Below are 15,492 nucleotides of genomic sequence, written 5' to 3'. Positions count from 1 at the left end.
ATCGTCATGATGCACACCACAGTGGGATGGCACGTCGACATGGAGTTCATGGAGGACGACCAGCACACGCGGGCGGTCGCGATGGTGCGGCTCCCCGACGGCACCGAGGTCCGCGCGCACGGTCACGCCAGCCGGCACCGGGTCGACTCCCAGCAGCCACGGGTCGGTGAGGAGGTCGCGGGGGCACGCGCGTTGAACGAGCTGGCGATGCAGCTGCTCACCAAGGCGCACGAGGAGATCGACGCCGCGTCCGGGCGGACCTCACACCCGATCCACGTCTGAGCCGGTACCGGTCCGGTCCGACAGCGACGCGCGTACCGCCCGTACCAGCGCCTGCGCCCGCGGGTCCGCCGTCACGGTCTTGCGGAAGCCGTTGGTGACGTAGCCCAGGGCGATGCCGGCCTCCGGGTCGGCGAAGCCCAGGGAGCCGCCGCGGCCCGGGTGGCCGAAGGAGCCGGGGGACAGGAACGGGGACGCGCTGCCGTGCAGCATGTAGCCGAGGCCGAACCGGGTGCCCACGACCAGGATCCGGTCGGGACCGGCGGACTCCTCGGCGCGGGCCAGTTCCATGGTCGCCGCGTCGAAGAGCCGCACGCCGCGCGTCACGCCGTCGACCTCGCCGATCAGCGCCGCGTAGAACCGGGCCAGACCCTCGGCCGTCGCGATGCCGTTGGCGGCCGGGAGGGCGGCGGCACGGTACACGGGGTCGTTCTGGTCGGGGAACGGCGTGATCGCGGCGAAGGCGCGGCGGGTGAGGGAGCCGGGGTCGCCGTAGGCCGCGGTGACGGCGCGCTTGGGGCGCAGCCGCGGTCCGGCCCCCGACGGCTCGGGCTCGTCGAGGCGCCCGACGCGGCCGGCCCGGCCCGCCTGCTCCTCCGCCGCGGGCAGCCCCACCCACAGGTCCAGGCCCAGCGGGCGGGCGATCTCGTCCGCGATCCACTGTCCGGCGCCACGCCCGCCCGTCACCCGGCGGACCAGCTCGTCCAGCAGCCAGCCGTAGGTCAGCGCGTGGTAGCCGTGGTCGGTGCCCGGCTCCCAGACCGGCGCCTGGGCGGCGACGGCGGCGGGGCCCCGCAGCGGGTCGAGGGCGTCCTCGGGGCTGAGCGGCCGGTCCAGGACCGGCAGGCCGGCCCGGTGGTTCAGCACGTGCCGGACCAGTACCCGCTCCTTGCCGTGCGCCTTGAACTCCGGCCAGTACTCGCCCACCGGGGCGTCCAGGTCCAGCTCCCCGCGCCGGTGCAGCAGCAGCGGCACGGCGGCGGCGACGCCCTTGGTCGCCGAGCGGACCACCTGGGCGGTGCCCCGGCGCCAGGGTTCGGTGCCGGTCGTGTCGTCGACGTTCCTGGTGCCGCCCCACAGGTCGATGACCTTGCGCCCGTCCCGGTAGACGGCGACGGCCGCGCCCCGCTCGCCGAGCGCGGTGAAGTTCCGTACGAACGCTTCCCTCACCGGCTCGAAACCCTCGGCCACCGTGCCGTGCACGTCCACGTCCGCGTCCACTTCTCCACGTTCCTTCCGCTCGCCCGTGACAGTGGGTGCAACCGCCACCGGCCCGCCGCGATTCCTCGGCCCCGTGTCAGCCGCTCGCCGGCACCGACCGCGGGTCGAAGCCGAAGGGCAGTTCCAGGCGGTGGGCGCGCATCAGCTCGCCGTCCGACAGCAGCCGGGCCGTCGGACCGTCGGCCGCGATCACGCCGTCGCTGAGGACCAGGGCGCGGGGGCACAGCTCCAGGGCGTAGGGCAGGTCGTGGGTGACCAGCAGCACCGTGACGTCCAGGGAGCGCAGGATGTCGGCGAGTTCGCGGCGGGAGGCCGGGTCGAGGTTGGAGGAGGGCTCGTCCAGGACCAGGATCTCCGGCTCCATGGCGAGCACGGTCGCCACCGCCACCCGGCGCCGCTGGCCGAAGGAGAGGTGGTGCGGCGGCCGGTCCCTGCACTCGGCCATGCCGACCAGCGTGAGCGCCCGGTCCACGCAGGCCTCCAGCTCCGCCCCCTTCACCCCGGCCGCCGCCGGTCCGAAGGCCACGTCCTCGCGCACGGTCGGCATGAACAGCTGGTCGTCGGGGTCCTGGAACACGATGCCGACCCGGCGCCTGATCTCGGCCATGTTCCGCTTGTCGACCGGCAGTCCGGCGACCGTGACCGTGCCGGTGCCGCCGGTCAGGATGCCGTTGAGGTGGAGGACGAGGGTGGTCTTGCCCGCGCCGTTCGGCCCGAGCAGCGCGACCCGCTCGCCGCGCGCGACGGAGAAGTCCACGCCGAACAGGGCCTGGTGGCCGTCGGGGTAGGCGAAGGCGAGGCCGGAGACGTCGAGGGAGGCGGGCGCGTCGGGCCCGGGGCCTGGCACGGGGCCTGTCAGTGGGTCGGTCACAGTGACCATCCCAGCAGACACACGACGAGTGCCGCACACGGGAGGGCCAGCGCGTACGACCACTGCGCCCCGGACGCGGTCACCTCGTCGATCACCGGCATCGATCCCGCGTACCCGCGGCTGACCATGGCCAGGTGGACGCGTTCGCCGCGCTCGTAGGAGCGGATGAACAGCGCCCCCGCCGACTTGGCGAGCACGCCCCAGTGCCGTACGCCCTTCGCCTCGAAGCCCCGCGACTCCCGGGCGATCCGCATACGGCGCATCTCGTCCGCGATCACGTCGCCGTAGCGGATCATGAACGACGCGATCTGCACCAGCAGCGGGGGCAGCCGCAGCCGCTGGAGGCCGAGGAGGAGTTCGCGCAGCTCGGTCGTGGAGGCGAGGAGCACGGAGGCGGCGACGCCCAGGGTGCCCTTGGCCAGGACGTTCCAGGCGCCCCACAGGCCGTTGACGCTCAGGGACAGGCCGAGCACGTCCACCCGCTCGCCCTCCGCCACGAACGGCATGAGCACCGCGAACGCGACGAACGGCACCTCGATCAGCAGCCGTTTGAGCAGGAAGGGCGCCGGGACGCGGGCCGTGTACGCCACCGCCGCGAGCAGCAGCGCGTACAGGCCGAACGCCCACATCGCCTCACGCGGTGTCGACACCACGACGACCACGAAGGCGAAGGCCGCGGCGAGCTTGGTGTGCGGCGGCAGACCGTGCACGGGGGAGTGGCCGTGCCGGTAGAGCCGGTGCGCGTGGCCGGCGCCCACGTCAGACGTTCGTTTCCGTGTTGGTCGGGGAGGCGTCGTCGCCGCGGCGCCTGCGCACCGCCCAGAACACGGCGCTGCCCGCGACGACGGTGACGCCGACGCCGATCACCCCGGCGAGGCCGCCGGAGACCCGGGCGTCGGTGATGTCCCTGACGCCGTAGTCGGCGAGCGGCGAGTCGGCGTTGGCGTGCTCCTTCGCCTTCTCGTCGATGCCCTTGTCGGAGGCGACCTTCTCCAGGCCGTCGGGGTTGGCGGAGGCGTAGAAGCTGACGAAGCCGGCGAGGACCAGGGAGGCGACGAGGCCGGTGATCCAGACCTTGCGGTGCGAGCGGGCGGCGACGGGCGCGGGGGCGGGGACCGGCTCGGCGTCGGGGGCGTCGACCAGCTCGCCGTTCACCCGCAGCTTGAGCCGCTGCTGCAGCCCGCGCGCCCCGTACACCAGGTCCGGGCGTACGGCGATGACGGCACCGACGGTCAGCGCGGTGATCACCGCCTCGCCGATGCCGATGAGCACGTGCACGCCGATCATCGCGGTGGCGACCTTGCCGATGGCGACGTCGGTGGTGCCGCCGATCCAGTACAGGAGCGTGAAGACGAGGGCGGCGGCCGGAACGGAGACGAGCGCGGCGACGAACGAGGCCACGGTGACCGAGCGCCGGGTGCGCGGCAGCACCTTCACCAGGCCCCGGAAGAGGGCGTAGGCGACGACCGTGGTGACGATCGCCATGTCGGTGATGTTCACGCCGAGCGCGGTCAGACCGCCGTCGGCGAAGAGGATGCCCTGCATGAGCAGGACGACGGACACGCACAGCACGCCGGTACAGGGACCGACGAGGATGGCGGCGAGCGCGCCGCCCAGCAGATGGCCGCTGGTCCCGGCCGCGACCGGGAAGTTCAGCATCTGCACCGCGAAGATGAACGCCGCGACCAGCCCGGCCAGCGGCGCCGTCCGTTCGTCCAGTTCGCGGCGCGCGCCGCGCAGGCTGACCGCGATGGCGCCCGCGGCGACGACTCCGGTCACGGCGGAGGTCGGGGCGTTGATGAATCCGTCAGGTACATGCACGGAACGATGATAGAGACCAATTGCAACTCGTTCGCAAGAGCGAGGTAAAGGCTGATCTCACATGTGATATTCGGCCCACAGGGCGTGCGCCGGGAAATATGGGACATTGGAGTGGGGGTGGACGCACAGCTTCAACACAGGTGGCAGAGCGTAAGGGGCGACCCCATGTCCGTAGTCGAACAGTACGCACGAGCCCACATCCTGACGGACGCGGATCTCCCCGACCAGGACGACGGCGGAGCGATACCCGTCGTGCTGCGCTACGACCCCGGGCTCGACCCCTCGAAGGTGTGCGTCGCCCTGCCCGGCAGGGGCGGCCGTGCGTCCCGCGCCCGCGAGTGGACCTTCTCCCGCGCGCTGCTGGAACAGGGCCTGCGCGCGCCCGCCGGCAGCGGCGAGGTGCGGGTGTGGCCGTGCGGGCGGGTGCAGGCCGTGGTCGAGTTCCACTCCCCGCAGGGCTGTTCGGTGGTCCAGTTCGAGAACAAGGCGCTCATCCGCTTCCTGCGCCGCACCTACGCGGCGACCGCCCAGCCGGTGGCCCACTGAGGCGTGCGGGCCGGCGGACGGTGGGTGTCAGCCGCCCGCCTTGAGCAGCGCGGCGACGATCGGCCCCGCGGTGTCGCCGCCGTGTCCGCCCTGCTGGACGACGCCGGCCGCGGCGAGATCGCCCCGGTACGCCGTGAACCACCCGTTGGGCTGCTCCTGCCCGTCGACCTCCGCCGAGCCGGTCTTCGCGCCCACGTCACCGCTCACCCCGGCCATGGCCTCCGCCGCGGTGCCGTACGCCGCCGTGTAGGACATCAGCTCGCGCAGCGCGCCGAGCGTCTCCCCCGACATCGTGCGGGAGGCCGTGGCGAGCGCCCGCCCGTCGACCGACGGGGCGACCAGGTACGGCTGGTGGAAGCTGCCCGACCGCACGGTCGCCGACACCGACGCCATGTTCAGCGGGTTCATCCGCACGCCGCCCTGGCCGATGAGGGAGGCGGCCATCTGGGCCTTGCTCTCCACCGGCACCCTGCCGTCGAAGGTGGACACGCCGACCGACCAGTTGTTCATCGACAGGCCGAAGACCTCCTTGGCCTGCCGGGTCAGGTCGTCGTCCTTCAGCTCCGGGGCCTGGCTGATGAAGGCGGTGTTGCAGGAGCGGGCGAAGCTCGCCTTGAAGGTGCCGTCCTTGATCTCGAACTTGTCGTCGTTCTGGAACTTCCAGCCGCCGTACTCGAAGTACTTCGGGCACGGGTGCTTCTCGTTCACGGACGCCAGGTCCTTCTCGAGCAGCATCGAGGCGGTGACGACCTTCATGGTGGAGCCGGGGGCGAGTGAGCCCAGGAAGGCGGTGTTGAAGCCGTGCCCGCCGTTGGCGACCGCGAGGACCTCGCCGGTGGAGGCGCGCAGCAGCACCACCGACGCCCCCTTCTTGCCGTCCACCTGCTTCTCGGCGACGGCCTGGAGGGCGGGGTCGAGCGTCGTCTTCAGCGTGCCGGGCGTGCCCTTGCTCAGCTCCAGCAGGGTCTTGTCGGCGACGTCACCGGCCCCTGACTCCTTCGAGCCCTTCCCGTCCCCGTCCGTCTTCCCGCGCACCACGCGCAACTCGATGCCCGGGGTGCCGCCGGCCTTCTTGCCGTACTTGTCGCGCAGGCCGTCCAGGACGGTGCCGAGGGACGGGTACTCGGCGGCCGTGATCTCCGCGCCGTCCCGGTCCAGCGCCTTCACCGGCGGGTCGCCGGCCTTCCCGGTGACCAGCTTGTCGCCGTCCCGCAGCTCCGGGTGGACGACGGCGGCGTGCCAGTCGACGCGGGGTTCGCCGTCGCCGTCCCGGCGTACGACGGTCAGCGCGCTGTCGTACGCCAGCGGTTCGGCCGCCTTCTCGTAGGCGACGGTGGCCTTCACGGCGAACGGGACCTTCTCTCCGGCCGGGGTGCCCGCGGTGAAGGTGGCGTTCTTGATGCGGGCGTCCTTGGTGTAGCCGGTGAGCAGCGCCTCGGCCGCCTCCGCGTCGTCGGTCGCGCCGGCCGCGCCGGCCACGTCGCCCTTCTGCCAGGCGGTCAGGAACCGCTGGGCCGTCGAGGTGACCTCGGCCGCCGTCAGCGGACCCGACTTCACCTTCTCCGCGGCCGCCGCGGACTTGGTCCGTGCGGTGTCCTCGCCGCCCGCGTCGCCGCCGTACATCGCGTAGGCACCGAATCCGGCGCCGGCCACGACCACCGCGGCCACGCTGCCGATCACGGCGGGTTTCGTCCTGCGCCGCTCGGCGGCGGCCTTTCTGCTGCCCACGGTGTCCCGTTCCTCGGTGCCTTCGATGCCTACGGTGTCTTCAGTGACGCGCGCGCCCCGGGTGCCGGTTCCCTTCGGCAACGGCGACCACAGTAAGGGCAGTCCGGCCACCGGGCCGTATCAGCCGCCGACTCGTAGCACGTCTGCGACGATCGGCCCGGCCGCGTCGCCGCCGTGGCCGCCCGCCTCGGCCATGGCCGCCGCCGCGACGTCGTCGCGGAAGCCGGTGAACCAGGAGTTCGAGACCGCGTGCCCGTCGACCTCGGCCGACCCGGTCTTGGCGCCGATGTCGCCGTGTAGCCCGGACATGGCGGTCACGGCGGTGCCCTGGGTGGCGGTGAGCCGCAGCATCTGCTTGAGCTGGGAGGCGGTGTTCTGCGGCAGCCCCTTGGCGGTGGCCGGCTTCCGGTCGTCCAGGTCGAACGGGACCAGGTAGGGCTGGTGGAAGTCGCCGGTGATGGCGGTCGCGGTGACCGAGGCCATGTTCAGCGGGTTCATCTGCACCTGGCCCTGGCCGATGGCGTTGGCCGCGCGGTCCGGGCCGCCGGAGGCGGGGACGCGGCCGTCGAAGGAGACGATGCCGGTCTGCCAGTTGTTCTGCCCGAGCCCGAAGCGCTCCTCGGCCTCCTGCGTCAGCGAGGAGTCGGTGAGCGGCTCCTCGTCGATGAGCTTGATGAAGCCGGTGTTGCAGGAGCGCATGAAGGTGTTGGCGAGGGTGGCGCTCTCATTGGGCTTCATGTTGGTGATGTTGTGGAAGGTCTGACTCTGCCAGGTCGCGGTCTCGGGGCAGGGTGCCGGGCCGTTCATCGAGGTCACGCCGTTGTCGATGAGCATGGCGGCCGTGATGATCTTCATGGTGGAACCGGGTGCGACGGTGCCCTGGAAGGCCGCGTTGAACCCGTCCGCGCGGTTGTTCGCCACGGCCAGCACCTCACCGGTGCTCGGCTTCACGGCGACCACGGAGGACTTGTCGTACCGCTTCACCGATTTCTCGGCCGCCGCCTGGACGCTCGCGCTGAGCGTGGTCCTGAGCTTGCCGGGCTTGCCCTCGGTCAGCGTCAGCAGCGGGGTGTCCGGCGCGGACGTGGACGTGTGCCGGATCGCCAGTTCGACGCCGGGGGTGCCGCCGGCCTTGTCGCCGTACTTCTCCCGGAGCTTGGCGAGGACCGGCCCGAGCGAGGGGTACTTGCCCTTGCTCAGCACGGCACCGTCCCGTCCGACTGCCTCGATCTGCGGCGTCGCCGACTCCGCGGTGACCAGGGTGTCCCCGTCCTTCAGATCCGGGTGGACGACGGACGGCTCCCAGTCCACCAGGGCGCGTCCGCTGGTCTCCCCGCGCACCACGGTCAACCGGCTCTTGTAGCTGAGCGGCTTGGTCGTCCCCTCGTAGGACACCTTCGCCTTCACCGTGAACGGCACGGAGGTCCCGGCCGCCGTGCCCGGCGTGATCTCGACGCCGGTGATGTGCGCGTCCTCGCCGTAGGCGGTCAGCAGCGTCCCGGCGACCGGGGCGTTGTTCGTGTACGCCCCGGCGGTCGTCGCGTCCCCCTTCTCCCAGGCCGCGAAGAACTTCTCGCTGGTCTCCGCGACCTCGTCCTTGTCCGGCGGCCCGCTCTTGGCCTCCGAGGACCCGGACCCCCCGTCCCCGTCCAGCGCAGACACCACGTTGTAGGCGCCGTACCCGGCACCTCCCACCATCACGGCCAACACCCCGCCTATGACGGCGACCTTTACCCCCCTGCCCATGGCAGTCCCCTCCCCGTGAGACCTTCCGCCCGCCTTCTTGAACGCGTTCAGAAGTAGTTGTGGTGGCACTCTATGCGCAGAGGGTGACCAGCGGTACGGCTGTTTCCGATTGGTGGCCCAAAGGAGACCGGGGGTGATGTCCTCCCTCGGCGGTTGGCGCCTCACCCGCGAGGCGGACACGGTTCGTCGCGGCGGACGAAGCGCGGCCGGCGTGTCCCGGGTCGGCATGGACGTCATGAAGACAGCGACCAGGTGCTGCGCGACGTCTACGACATCCCGGGGTGGGGCATCGCGTACGTCGTCGGCGTCTCCGTCCTGGCCGAACTGGCCGCCCTGTTCCCGCTGCTGCTCGTCAGCGACCGGTGGCGACCGCTGCGCCCCCGGGTCCTGACCCCGCCGGCCTGGACCGCCTCCGCGGTTCTGGTCCTGGCGGCGCCGTGGCAACTCGCGGTCGCCTTCCCGGCCGAGAGCCAGACGTACCTGTCGAGCGGTACGGCACAGACCGTCCGGGGCGCCGCCTTCGCCCCGCTGTTCGCCATCCCCGCGCTGATGGCCGCGGTGACCCGGTCGTACGCGAAGCGGCACCGGTCGCGTGGGCACGGGGGCGGCGCGAGACGGTCCACGCCCTCATGACGTGTCCGCCGGCCGGACCGGCGTAGGCGGCCGTCAGCGGCCACTGGCCGCGGCTATGGCCTCCGTCGCCACCCGCCGCAGCGCACGGTTCGTGATCCAGCTGTTCTTACCGCCGGTCAGGTGCGCCACGGCGCGGTCCACCCATTCCGGGTCGCCGAGGAGACGGAGCTTCCCTTCGTCGACGAGCTGCCGCATCAGACTCTCCAGCCGGAGTGCGTCCACCGCCCGGTAGGGGCGCTCGTGCTGGTCGAAGCGCAACTGCTGGTCCTCGTACGGGTGGCGCAGCGTCAGGTGCATCCAGCCGCCGTCGCGCCCGGCGACCATCCCCTTCAGCGTGTACATGCCCCTGGTGTTCGTGTTCCAGGAGTGCTTGCCCCAGGTGAGCCGGATGCCGGTCATGACCCTTGACCACGGGATCGACCGTCCCCCGGAGTCCGGCTCGTGCTGGTGGAGCCCGTCCGGGCGGAACTCCACCCAGTGGGTGCCCGGTCGTGAGGCGTCACCGACTGCCCAATGCCCGCCGGCCAGTTCCAACGGTCCCAGAGATGTACCGTCCTCCACCATGCGCGTCATTGAATCACCCCGTGGGGGTGGCCGTGCCCCCACGACGAGTCCGCCCGGCTAGACCCACGTGTCCAGCCACATCCGCGCCCGCCACTCCTCCATCGGGATCGCCGTGCCCGTGTACAGGGGCCAGAAGTAGATGAAGTTCCACGCGATGAGGAGGACCAGGACGCCCGCTCCCGTCGCGCCCGCCACGCGGCGGGTGTCCGTGCAGCCCGGGCGGCCGATGATCGCCCCCAGGAGCATCGCGACCGCCAGGCACAGGAACGGGACGAAGACGACGGCGTAGAAGAGGAAGATCGTGCGCTCCTGGTACAGGAACCAGGGGAGGTAGCCGGCGGCCACGCCGCAGGCGATCGCGCCCGCGCGCCAGTCGCGGCGGAAGAACCAGCGCCACAGGACGTACAGCAGGGCGAAGCAGCCCACCCACCACAGGAGAGGGGTGCCGAGCGCCAGGACCTCGCGGGCGCACTTCTCGCCCGCGTCGACCGGGCAGCCGTCGGAGCCCGCCGACGGGGACTCGTAGAAGTAGGAGACCGGGCGGCCCAGGACGATCCAGCTCCATGGGTTCGACTGGTACGTGTGCGGCGAGGTCAGGTGGGTGTGGAACTCCAGGACCTGGGTCTCGTAGTGCCACAGGCTGCGCCACCAGTCGGGGAAGAGCCACGACCAGGAGCTGTTCGCGCCGTCCTTCGTCGCCCAGTCGCGGTAGTAGCCGCCGGTGCCGTCGGAGGGGGAGAGGATCCAGCCGAGCCACGAGAGGAGGTACGTGGCCAGGGCGACCGGGACGGTGGAGAGGAAGGCCCAGCCCAGGTCGTGGCGGAGTACGGCGCGGTAGGGGCGGTGGGCGCCGGCTACGCGGCGGGAGCCCACGTCCCACAGCACGGCCATCACGCAGAACGCCGCCATGATGTACAGGCCGTTCCACTTGGTGGCCGCCGCCAGGCCCAGCATCAGGCCCGCCGCCAGGCGCCAGGGGCGCCACCCGAGGCGGAGGGTCTCCGCGACGTGCGCGTCGGGGCGGACCCGGCCGTCCTCGTCCACCGGGAGGGCGGCGGCGAGCCGGGCGCGCGCTCTGTCGCGGTCGACGACCAGGCAGCCGAAGGCGGCCAGCACGAAGAACATCAGCACGCTGTCCAGCAGCGCGGTGCGGCTCATCACGAAGTGCAGGCCGTCCAGCGCCATCAGGGCGCCCGCCAGACAGCCGAGGAAGGTCGAGCGGAACAGGCGGCGGCCGATCCGGCACAGCAGCAGCACCGAGAGGGTGCCGAGCAGCGCCGTCATGAAGCGCCAGCCGAACGGGTCGAAGCCGAACAGCAGCTCGCCGAGGCCGATGACGTACTTGCCGACCGGCGGGTGCACGACGTACGCCGCGTCGGCCGGGATCGGGACGTCGCCGCCGGAGTTGAGGATCAGGTCGTTGGCGTTCTTGTCCCAGTTGACCTCGAAACCGCGGTGGATCAGCGCCCACGCGTCCTTGGCGTAGTACGTCTCGTCGAATATCACCGCCTTCGGGCTGCCGAGGTTCCAGAACCGCAGCACGCCCGCGAGCAGCGCCACCAGCAGCGGCCCACCCCACGCCGACCAGCGGACGATCCGGTCGGTGAGCGGTTTCGACAGGCCCAGGAAGGCCCACAGGCGCGGACTCGGGCTCGTGTACGGCGGCACCAGCCGGTCGCGGACGTCGTCGGCCGCGGGCCCCGCCGTGTAGCCGAAACGGCGCAGCCGCTGCTGCCAGGTGGGCCGCTCGTCGTGCGGGGCCTGGCCCTGCCGGGTGTCCGTGGAGGACGCGGTACTGGTCACCGCGCCATCGTAGGGAACCGCGCTGTGCACGTCCCGCGCATGGGCCTCCCGGGTGCGGATACGTCCCCCTTCCGGGAGGGCTGGGAGGATGGGGGAGTGACTGGAACCCTTGTACTCGCGGGCACCCCCATCGGCGACGTCCAGGACGCCCCGCCCCGGCTCGCCGCGGAACTGGCCGGCGCGGACGTCGTCGCCGCCGAGGACACCCGGCGGCTGCGCCGGCTCACCCAGGCGCTCGGCGTCGCACCCGCGGGGCGTGTCGTGTCGTACTTCGAGGGCAACGAGTCCGCCCGTACGCCCGAGCTGGTGGAGGAGCTGGCCGGCGGGGCACGGGTGCTGCTGGTCACCGACGCCGGGATGCCGTCGGTGTCCGACCCCGGGTACCGGCTGGTCGCCGCCGCCGTCGAGCGCGGCGTGCGCGTCACCGCCGTCCCCGGGCCGTCCGCCGTGCTCACCGCGCTCGCCCTGTCGGGGCTGCCCGTCGACCGGTTCTGCTTCGAGGGCTTCCTGCCGCGCAAGGCCGGCGAGCGGCTGACCCGGCTGCGCGAGGTCGCCGAGGAGCGCCGGACCCTCGTCTACTTCGAGGCCCCGCACCGTCTCGACGACACCCTCGCCGCCATGGCCGAGGTCTTCGGCACCGACCGGCGGGCCGCCGTCTGCCGGGAGCTGACCAAGACGTACGAGGAGGTCAGGCGGGGCGGACTGGGCGAGCTGGCCGCGTGGGCCGGTGAAGGGGTGCGGGGCGAGATCACCGTCGTCGTCGAGGGGGCGCCGGACAAGGGCGCCGAGGAGATCGACGCCGGGGAGCTGGTGCGCCGGGTGCGGGTGCGCGAGGAGGCGGGGGAGCGGCGCAAGGAGGCGATCGCGGCGGTCGCCGCCCAGGTGGGCGTGCCCAAGCGGGAGGTGTTCGACGCGGTCGTGGCCGCGAAGAACGCGGAGAAGAACACGGCGAGGAACGCGGGGATCTGAAGGGCTCGGCTTGACCCGGGGCGCCCTGCTCTTGACCCGGCGCTGACCTTGCGGGCGCTCCCGCCAAGGGCACCCCAAATCGGCTCAAATACTCGGCACTGCCTGGTGCTTTCCGGCTGGTGGAGGAGTCCACTGGAAGAAGGAGCGGAACGAACCGAAGGAGCCGGGATGAGCATGAGTGAGAGCACCGTGCGGACCGGAGCGCGTACCGGTGCCACCGCCGTCGTCCACGAGTCGTACTCCTTCGCCTGCATGCGCTGCGGGCACGGCTGGGAGCAGTCGTTCGAGATCGAGCACCACACGGACGCCGACGGCCACGAGTTCGTGCTCTATGTGGTGGACGGCCACGTCGTGCCCTCTCCGCTGACCCGGCCGGCCTGTGCCACCTGCGACAACCACGTCGTACGGATCATGCGCCCGGGCCGGGTCGCCTCGGTGCGCGGCACCACCCACGGGGCGCGCCGCGTGCCGCCGGCCGGACCGCTGGAGGTGCCCCTGGTGCCGCGGTCGCCGCAGGTGCCCGAGGCGCCCGGACCGGGGGCGCCGGGGCTCGGCGCCGGGCACCGGCCGTGGCACCTGACCGACCTGCTGCACGCCCTCCACCTGCACCGCAGGGCGAGCTGACCGGCCTCGCGGCAGCGGACGGGGGCTTTCGTAGGATCGAGGCATGCCTTCGAACGCCCCGGGCCGCTCCGACAAGGACGCCGCGCCCCCGCTCCCCGAGCCCCTGCGGGTGCCGGTCGCCGACTCGCACACCCACCTGGACATGCAGTCCGGCACGGTGGACGAGGCGCTCGCCAAGGCCGCCTCGGTCGGCGTCACGACCGTCGTCCAGGTCGGCTGCGACCTCGCCGGGTCCCGCTGGGCGGCCGAGACCGCGGCGGCGCACGACGCCGTCCACGCCACTGTCGCCCTGCACCCCAACGAGGCGCCGCGCATCGTGCACGGCGACCCCGACGGCTGGTCGAGGCAGGGCGCACGGCGGGCCGGCGGTGACGCGGCGCTCGACGACGCCCTCGCGGAGATCGACCGGCTCGCGGCGCTCCCGCAGGTCAAGGGCGTCGGCGAGACGGGTCTTGACCACTTCCGCACCGGCCCGGAGGGCAAGGAAGCGCAGGAGCGTTCCTTCCGCGCCCACATCGAGATCGCCAAGCGGCACGGCAAGACCCTCGTCATCCACGACCGCGACGCCCACGCCGACGTCCTGCGCGTCCTCAAGGAGGAGGGCGCCCCCGAGCGCACCGTCTTCCACTGCTACTCCGGCGACGCCGAGATGGCCGGGGTCTGCGCCCGCGCCGGCTACTACATGTCCTTCGCCGGCAACGTCACCTTCAAGAACGCCCAGAACCTGCGCGACGCCCTCGCCGTGGCCCCGGCGGAGCTGGTCCTGGTGGAGACCGACGCGCCGTTCCTGACACCGGTGCCCTACCGGGGGCGGCCGAACGCGCCCTACCTGGTGCCGGTCACGGTGCGTGCCATGGCGGACGTACGGGGCGTCGGCGAGGACGCCCTGGCGACCGCCCTCGCCGCCAACACGGCCCGCGCCTTCGGTTACTGACACGCAGCGTAGCCGCGTCGCTTTGGAGAGTGACCGGCCCTCCGCTAGGTTCTGGGGGCCCGATCCGGACCCCTGGAGCGTGTCGGTGTGAGCAGAACGCAGTCCGAGCCAGCAGAGGCGTACGAGTACCTCGCACCGTACGACGTGCACAGCGCGCCGACCCTGCCGTACGGCGACACGTACCGGCCCGCGCCGCCCGTCCACGAGCCGACCGCGCCCGCACTGCCCCGGCAGGGCACCGCACCGCAGGCCCGGCAGGCGCAGGCGGTCCGCGCGCCGGTTGACGGGCGGGCCGAGCGCCGGCGCCGGGCGCGGTGTGCGGGGCGCGCGGACACCTCCCTGCGCCGGCTGCTGCCGCGGGCGCTGGTCGTGGCCTTCCTCGCCGGCGGCACCACCGCCTTCGTCGCCAAGGACAAGGCCGTCGAGCTGACCGTCGACGGCACCCCGCGCACCCTGCACACCTTCGCCGACGACGTGACCGAACTGCTCGCCGAGCAAGGCGTCCAGGTGGGCGCCCACGACGTCGTCGCACCGGCCCCCGGCACCCCGCTGACCAGCGGCGAGGACGTCACCGTCCAGTACGGGCGGCCCGTGCTGCTCACCCTCGACGGCCACCGGCGCCAGGTGTGGACGACCGCGGAGACGGTGGAGGGGGCGCTGCGCGGGCTCGGCGTACGGACCCAGGGCGCGTACCTGTCCACCGAGCCCTCCCGGCGCATCGGCCGCGAGGGCCTCGCCCTGGTGGTGCGCACCGAGCGGGTGGTGACCGTCATGGCGGACGGCCGGACCCGCACCGTCCGCACCAACGCCGCGACCGTCGGGGAGGTCGTCGAGGAGGCCGGCGTCACCCTGCGCGGCGAGGACACCACGTCCGTCCCCGCGGCCGGCTTCCCGCGCGACGGGCAGACCGTCACGGTGCTGCGGATCACCGGGTCCCGGGAGGTCCGCGAGGACCCGATCCCCTTCGGCGAGCGCCGGGACGAGGACGCCACCCTCTACCGGGGAACCGAGGTCGTCGAGCAGGCGGGCCGGCCCGGACTGCGCCGCACCACCTACGCCCTGCGCACCGTCAACGGCGTCCGGCAGAAGCCGCGCCGCCTCGGCACCGAGGTGGTGCGCGAGCCCAGTCCGCGCATCGTGCGGGTCGGCACCCGGCCCCGGCCGGCCTCCGTCCACGGCGCCGACCGCCTGAACTGGCAGGCCCTGGCCGCCTGCGAGTCCGGGGGCCGCCCGGACGCCGTCGACCCGTCGGGGACGTACGGCGGGCTCTACCAGTTCGACACCGGTACCTGGCACGCCCTCGGCGGCGCAGGCCGCCCCCAGGACGCGTCGGCCGCGGAGCAGACGTACCGGGCACAGAAGCTGTACGTCAGCAGCGGCACCAGCGCCTGGCCACACTGCGGCGCCCGGCTGCGCGGCTGAGGCCGCCCGCGGTGCCGGCCCGGGGTGTGAGGCCGTCCGGCCGGGTTGCGGGTATGCGGCTGTCCGCGGTGCCTGGCTGCGGGGGCGCAGGTTTCCCGTGGTGCCCGGCCGCGTGGACGACGCCGTCCGTGGCGCTCGGCCGGTGCTTGCGAGGTTGCCCGCAGCGCCTCGTCCGGGGCGGGGCCGTCGTTCCGCTGCGGGCGCGAGGCCATCCGTGGCGCCCGGCGGCGGGGCAGAGGGTTTCGGTGGCGCCCGGCTGCGCGGCTGAGGCCGCCCGCGGTGCCGGCCCGGGGGTGTGAGGCCGTCCGGCCGGGTTGCGGGTATGCGGCTG

The 15,492-nt window shown here is 72.9% G+C and carries 15 protein-coding genes; 7 read left to right on the top strand and 8 right to left on the bottom strand.

The window, feature by feature from the left end; all coding sequences use genetic code 11:
- Positions 1–6 precede the first annotated feature (6 nt).
- Positions 7–282 (top strand): DUF1876 domain-containing protein, encoded by a 276-nt coding sequence (locus ACIQFU_RS24200; RefSeq protein WP_402554247.1) that lies wholly within the window; start codon positions 7–9, stop codon positions 280–282.
- On the opposite strand, the gene ACIQFU_RS24195 is transcribed toward ACIQFU_RS24200, so the two are convergent.
- From ACIQFU_RS24195 to ACIQFU_RS24180, 4 genes are all read right to left on the bottom strand, one after another.
- On the bottom strand, positions 262–1,488 hold the full coding sequence (locus tag ACIQFU_RS24195; RefSeq protein ID WP_402554291.1) for a serine hydrolase domain-containing protein: 1,227 nt from the start codon (positions 1,486–1,488) through the stop codon (positions 262–264). The genes ACIQFU_RS24200 and ACIQFU_RS24195 overlap by 21 nt on opposite strands.
- An 88-nt stretch (positions 1,489–1,576) precedes the next feature.
- Positions 1,577–2,380, bottom strand: coding sequence for an energy-coupling factor ABC transporter ATP-binding protein (locus ACIQFU_RS24190; RefSeq protein ID WP_402554246.1), 804 nt, complete (start codon positions 2,378–2,380; stop codon positions 1,577–1,579).
- The gene (gene cbiQ / locus ACIQFU_RS24185) at positions 2,368–3,129 is read right to left on the bottom strand and encodes a cobalt ECF transporter T component CbiQ (RefSeq protein ID WP_402554245.1); all 762 of its coding nucleotides are present in this window, start codon (positions 3,127–3,129) and stop codon (positions 2,368–2,370) included. Before cbiQ ends, ACIQFU_RS24190 begins: the two co-directional genes overlap by 13 nt.
- 1 nt (position 3,130) lies before the next feature.
- Positions 3,131–4,192: an energy-coupling factor ABC transporter permease gene (locus tag ACIQFU_RS24180; protein WP_402554244.1), complete on the bottom strand. Its 1,062-nt coding sequence runs from the start codon at positions 4,190–4,192 to the stop codon at positions 3,131–3,133.
- A 165-nt stretch (positions 4,193–4,357) separates the two neighbouring features.
- On the opposite strand from ACIQFU_RS24180, the gene ACIQFU_RS24175 reads away from it, so the two are divergent.
- Positions 4,358–4,738 (top strand): SsgA family sporulation/cell division regulator, encoded by a 381-nt coding sequence (locus ACIQFU_RS24175; RefSeq protein ID WP_402554243.1) that lies wholly within the window; start codon positions 4,358–4,360, stop codon positions 4,736–4,738.
- A gap of 27 nt (positions 4,739–4,765) precedes the next feature.
- On the opposite strand, the gene ACIQFU_RS24170 is transcribed toward ACIQFU_RS24175, so the two are convergent.
- Both ACIQFU_RS24170 and ACIQFU_RS24165 read right to left on the bottom strand, forming a co-directional pair.
- Entirely contained in the window at positions 4,766–6,466 is a 1,701-nt protein-coding gene (locus ACIQFU_RS24170) for a penicillin-binding transpeptidase domain-containing protein (RefSeq protein ID WP_402554242.1), read from the bottom strand.
- A gap of 120 nt (positions 6,467–6,586) precedes the next feature.
- Positions 6,587–8,212: a penicillin-binding transpeptidase domain-containing protein gene (locus tag ACIQFU_RS24165; protein WP_402554241.1), complete on the bottom strand. Its 1,626-nt coding sequence runs from the start codon at positions 8,210–8,212 to the stop codon at positions 6,587–6,589.
- 252 nt (positions 8,213–8,464) lie between these two features.
- Here ACIQFU_RS24165 and ACIQFU_RS24160 point away from each other — a divergent pair, with 252 nt between their 5' ends.
- The gene (locus tag ACIQFU_RS24160; RefSeq protein ID WP_402554240.1) at positions 8,465–8,845 is read left to right on the top strand and encodes a hypothetical protein; all 381 of its coding nucleotides are present in this window, start codon (positions 8,465–8,467) and stop codon (positions 8,843–8,845) included.
- A 33-nt stretch (positions 8,846–8,878) separates the two neighbouring features.
- On the opposite strand, the gene ACIQFU_RS24155 is transcribed toward ACIQFU_RS24160, so the two are convergent.
- Positions 8,879–9,409 carry a hypothetical protein gene (locus ACIQFU_RS24155; RefSeq protein WP_402554239.1) on the bottom strand — a complete coding sequence of 177 codons (531 nt, stop codon included), beginning with the start codon at positions 9,407–9,409 and terminating at the stop codon, positions 8,879–8,881.
- A 57-nt stretch (positions 9,410–9,466) separates the two neighbouring features.
- Entirely contained in the window at positions 9,467–11,212 is a 1,746-nt protein-coding gene (locus tag ACIQFU_RS24150) for a dolichyl-phosphate-mannose--protein mannosyltransferase (protein ID WP_402554238.1), read from the bottom strand.
- A 96-nt stretch (positions 11,213–11,308) separates the two neighbouring features.
- Between ACIQFU_RS24150 and rsmI the strand changes: the two genes are divergently transcribed.
- From rsmI to ACIQFU_RS24130, 4 genes are all read left to right on the top strand, one after another.
- Positions 11,309–12,181, top strand: a complete 873-nt coding sequence (rsmI, locus tag ACIQFU_RS24145; RefSeq protein WP_402554237.1) for a 16S rRNA (cytidine(1402)-2'-O)-methyltransferase — start codon at positions 11,309–11,311, stop codon at positions 12,179–12,181.
- Positions 12,182–12,355: 174 nt separating this feature from the next.
- Positions 12,356–12,805: a hypothetical protein gene (locus ACIQFU_RS24140; RefSeq protein ID WP_402554236.1), complete on the top strand. Its 450-nt coding sequence runs from the start codon at positions 12,356–12,358 to the stop codon at positions 12,803–12,805.
- Positions 12,806–12,848: 43 nt separating this feature from the next.
- On the top strand, positions 12,849–13,739 hold the full coding sequence (locus ACIQFU_RS24135; protein ID WP_402554235.1) for a TatD family hydrolase: 891 nt from the start codon (positions 12,849–12,851) through the stop codon (positions 13,737–13,739).
- A 51-nt stretch (positions 13,740–13,790) separates the two neighbouring features.
- Positions 13,791–15,161: a ubiquitin-like domain-containing protein gene (locus tag ACIQFU_RS24130; RefSeq protein WP_402554290.1), complete on the top strand. Its 1,371-nt coding sequence runs from the start codon at positions 13,791–13,793 to the stop codon at positions 15,159–15,161.
- Positions 15,162–15,492 lie beyond the last annotated feature (331 nt).

This window comes from Streptomyces sp. NPDC093065, from assembly GCF_044754585.1.
Lineage (GTDB): Bacteria > Actinomycetota > Actinomycetes > Streptomycetales > Streptomycetaceae > Streptomyces.
This window is presented reverse-complemented; position numbering and strand designations above follow the sequence as displayed.

What these genes read in the sequence shown, in the direction of transcription:
- ACIQFU_RS24200 (WP_402554247.1), top strand. Translation starts at nt 7, where the DNA reads ATGATGCACACCACAGTGGGATGGCACGTCGACATGGAGTTCATGGAG.
- ACIQFU_RS24190 (WP_402554246.1), bottom strand. Translation starts at nt 2,380, where the DNA reads ATGGTCACTGTGACCGACCCACTGACAGGCCCCGTGCCAGGCCCCGGG.
- ACIQFU_RS24175 (WP_402554243.1), top strand. Translation starts at nt 4,358, where the DNA reads ATGTCCGTAGTCGAACAGTACGCACGAGCCCACATCCTGACGGACGCG.
- ACIQFU_RS24165 (WP_402554241.1), bottom strand. Translation starts at nt 8,212, where the DNA reads ATGGGCAGGGGGGTAAAGGTCGCCGTCATAGGCGGGGTGTTGGCCGTG.
- ACIQFU_RS24155 (WP_402554239.1), bottom strand. Translation starts at nt 9,409, where the DNA reads ATGGTGGAGGACGGTACATCTCTGGGACCGTTGGAACTGGCCGGCGGG.
- ACIQFU_RS24140 (WP_402554236.1), top strand. Translation starts at nt 12,356, where the DNA reads ATGAGTGAGAGCACCGTGCGGACCGGAGCGCGTACCGGTGCCACCGCC.
- ACIQFU_RS24135 (WP_402554235.1), top strand. Translation starts at nt 12,849, where the DNA reads ATGCCTTCGAACGCCCCGGGCCGCTCCGACAAGGACGCCGCGCCCCCG.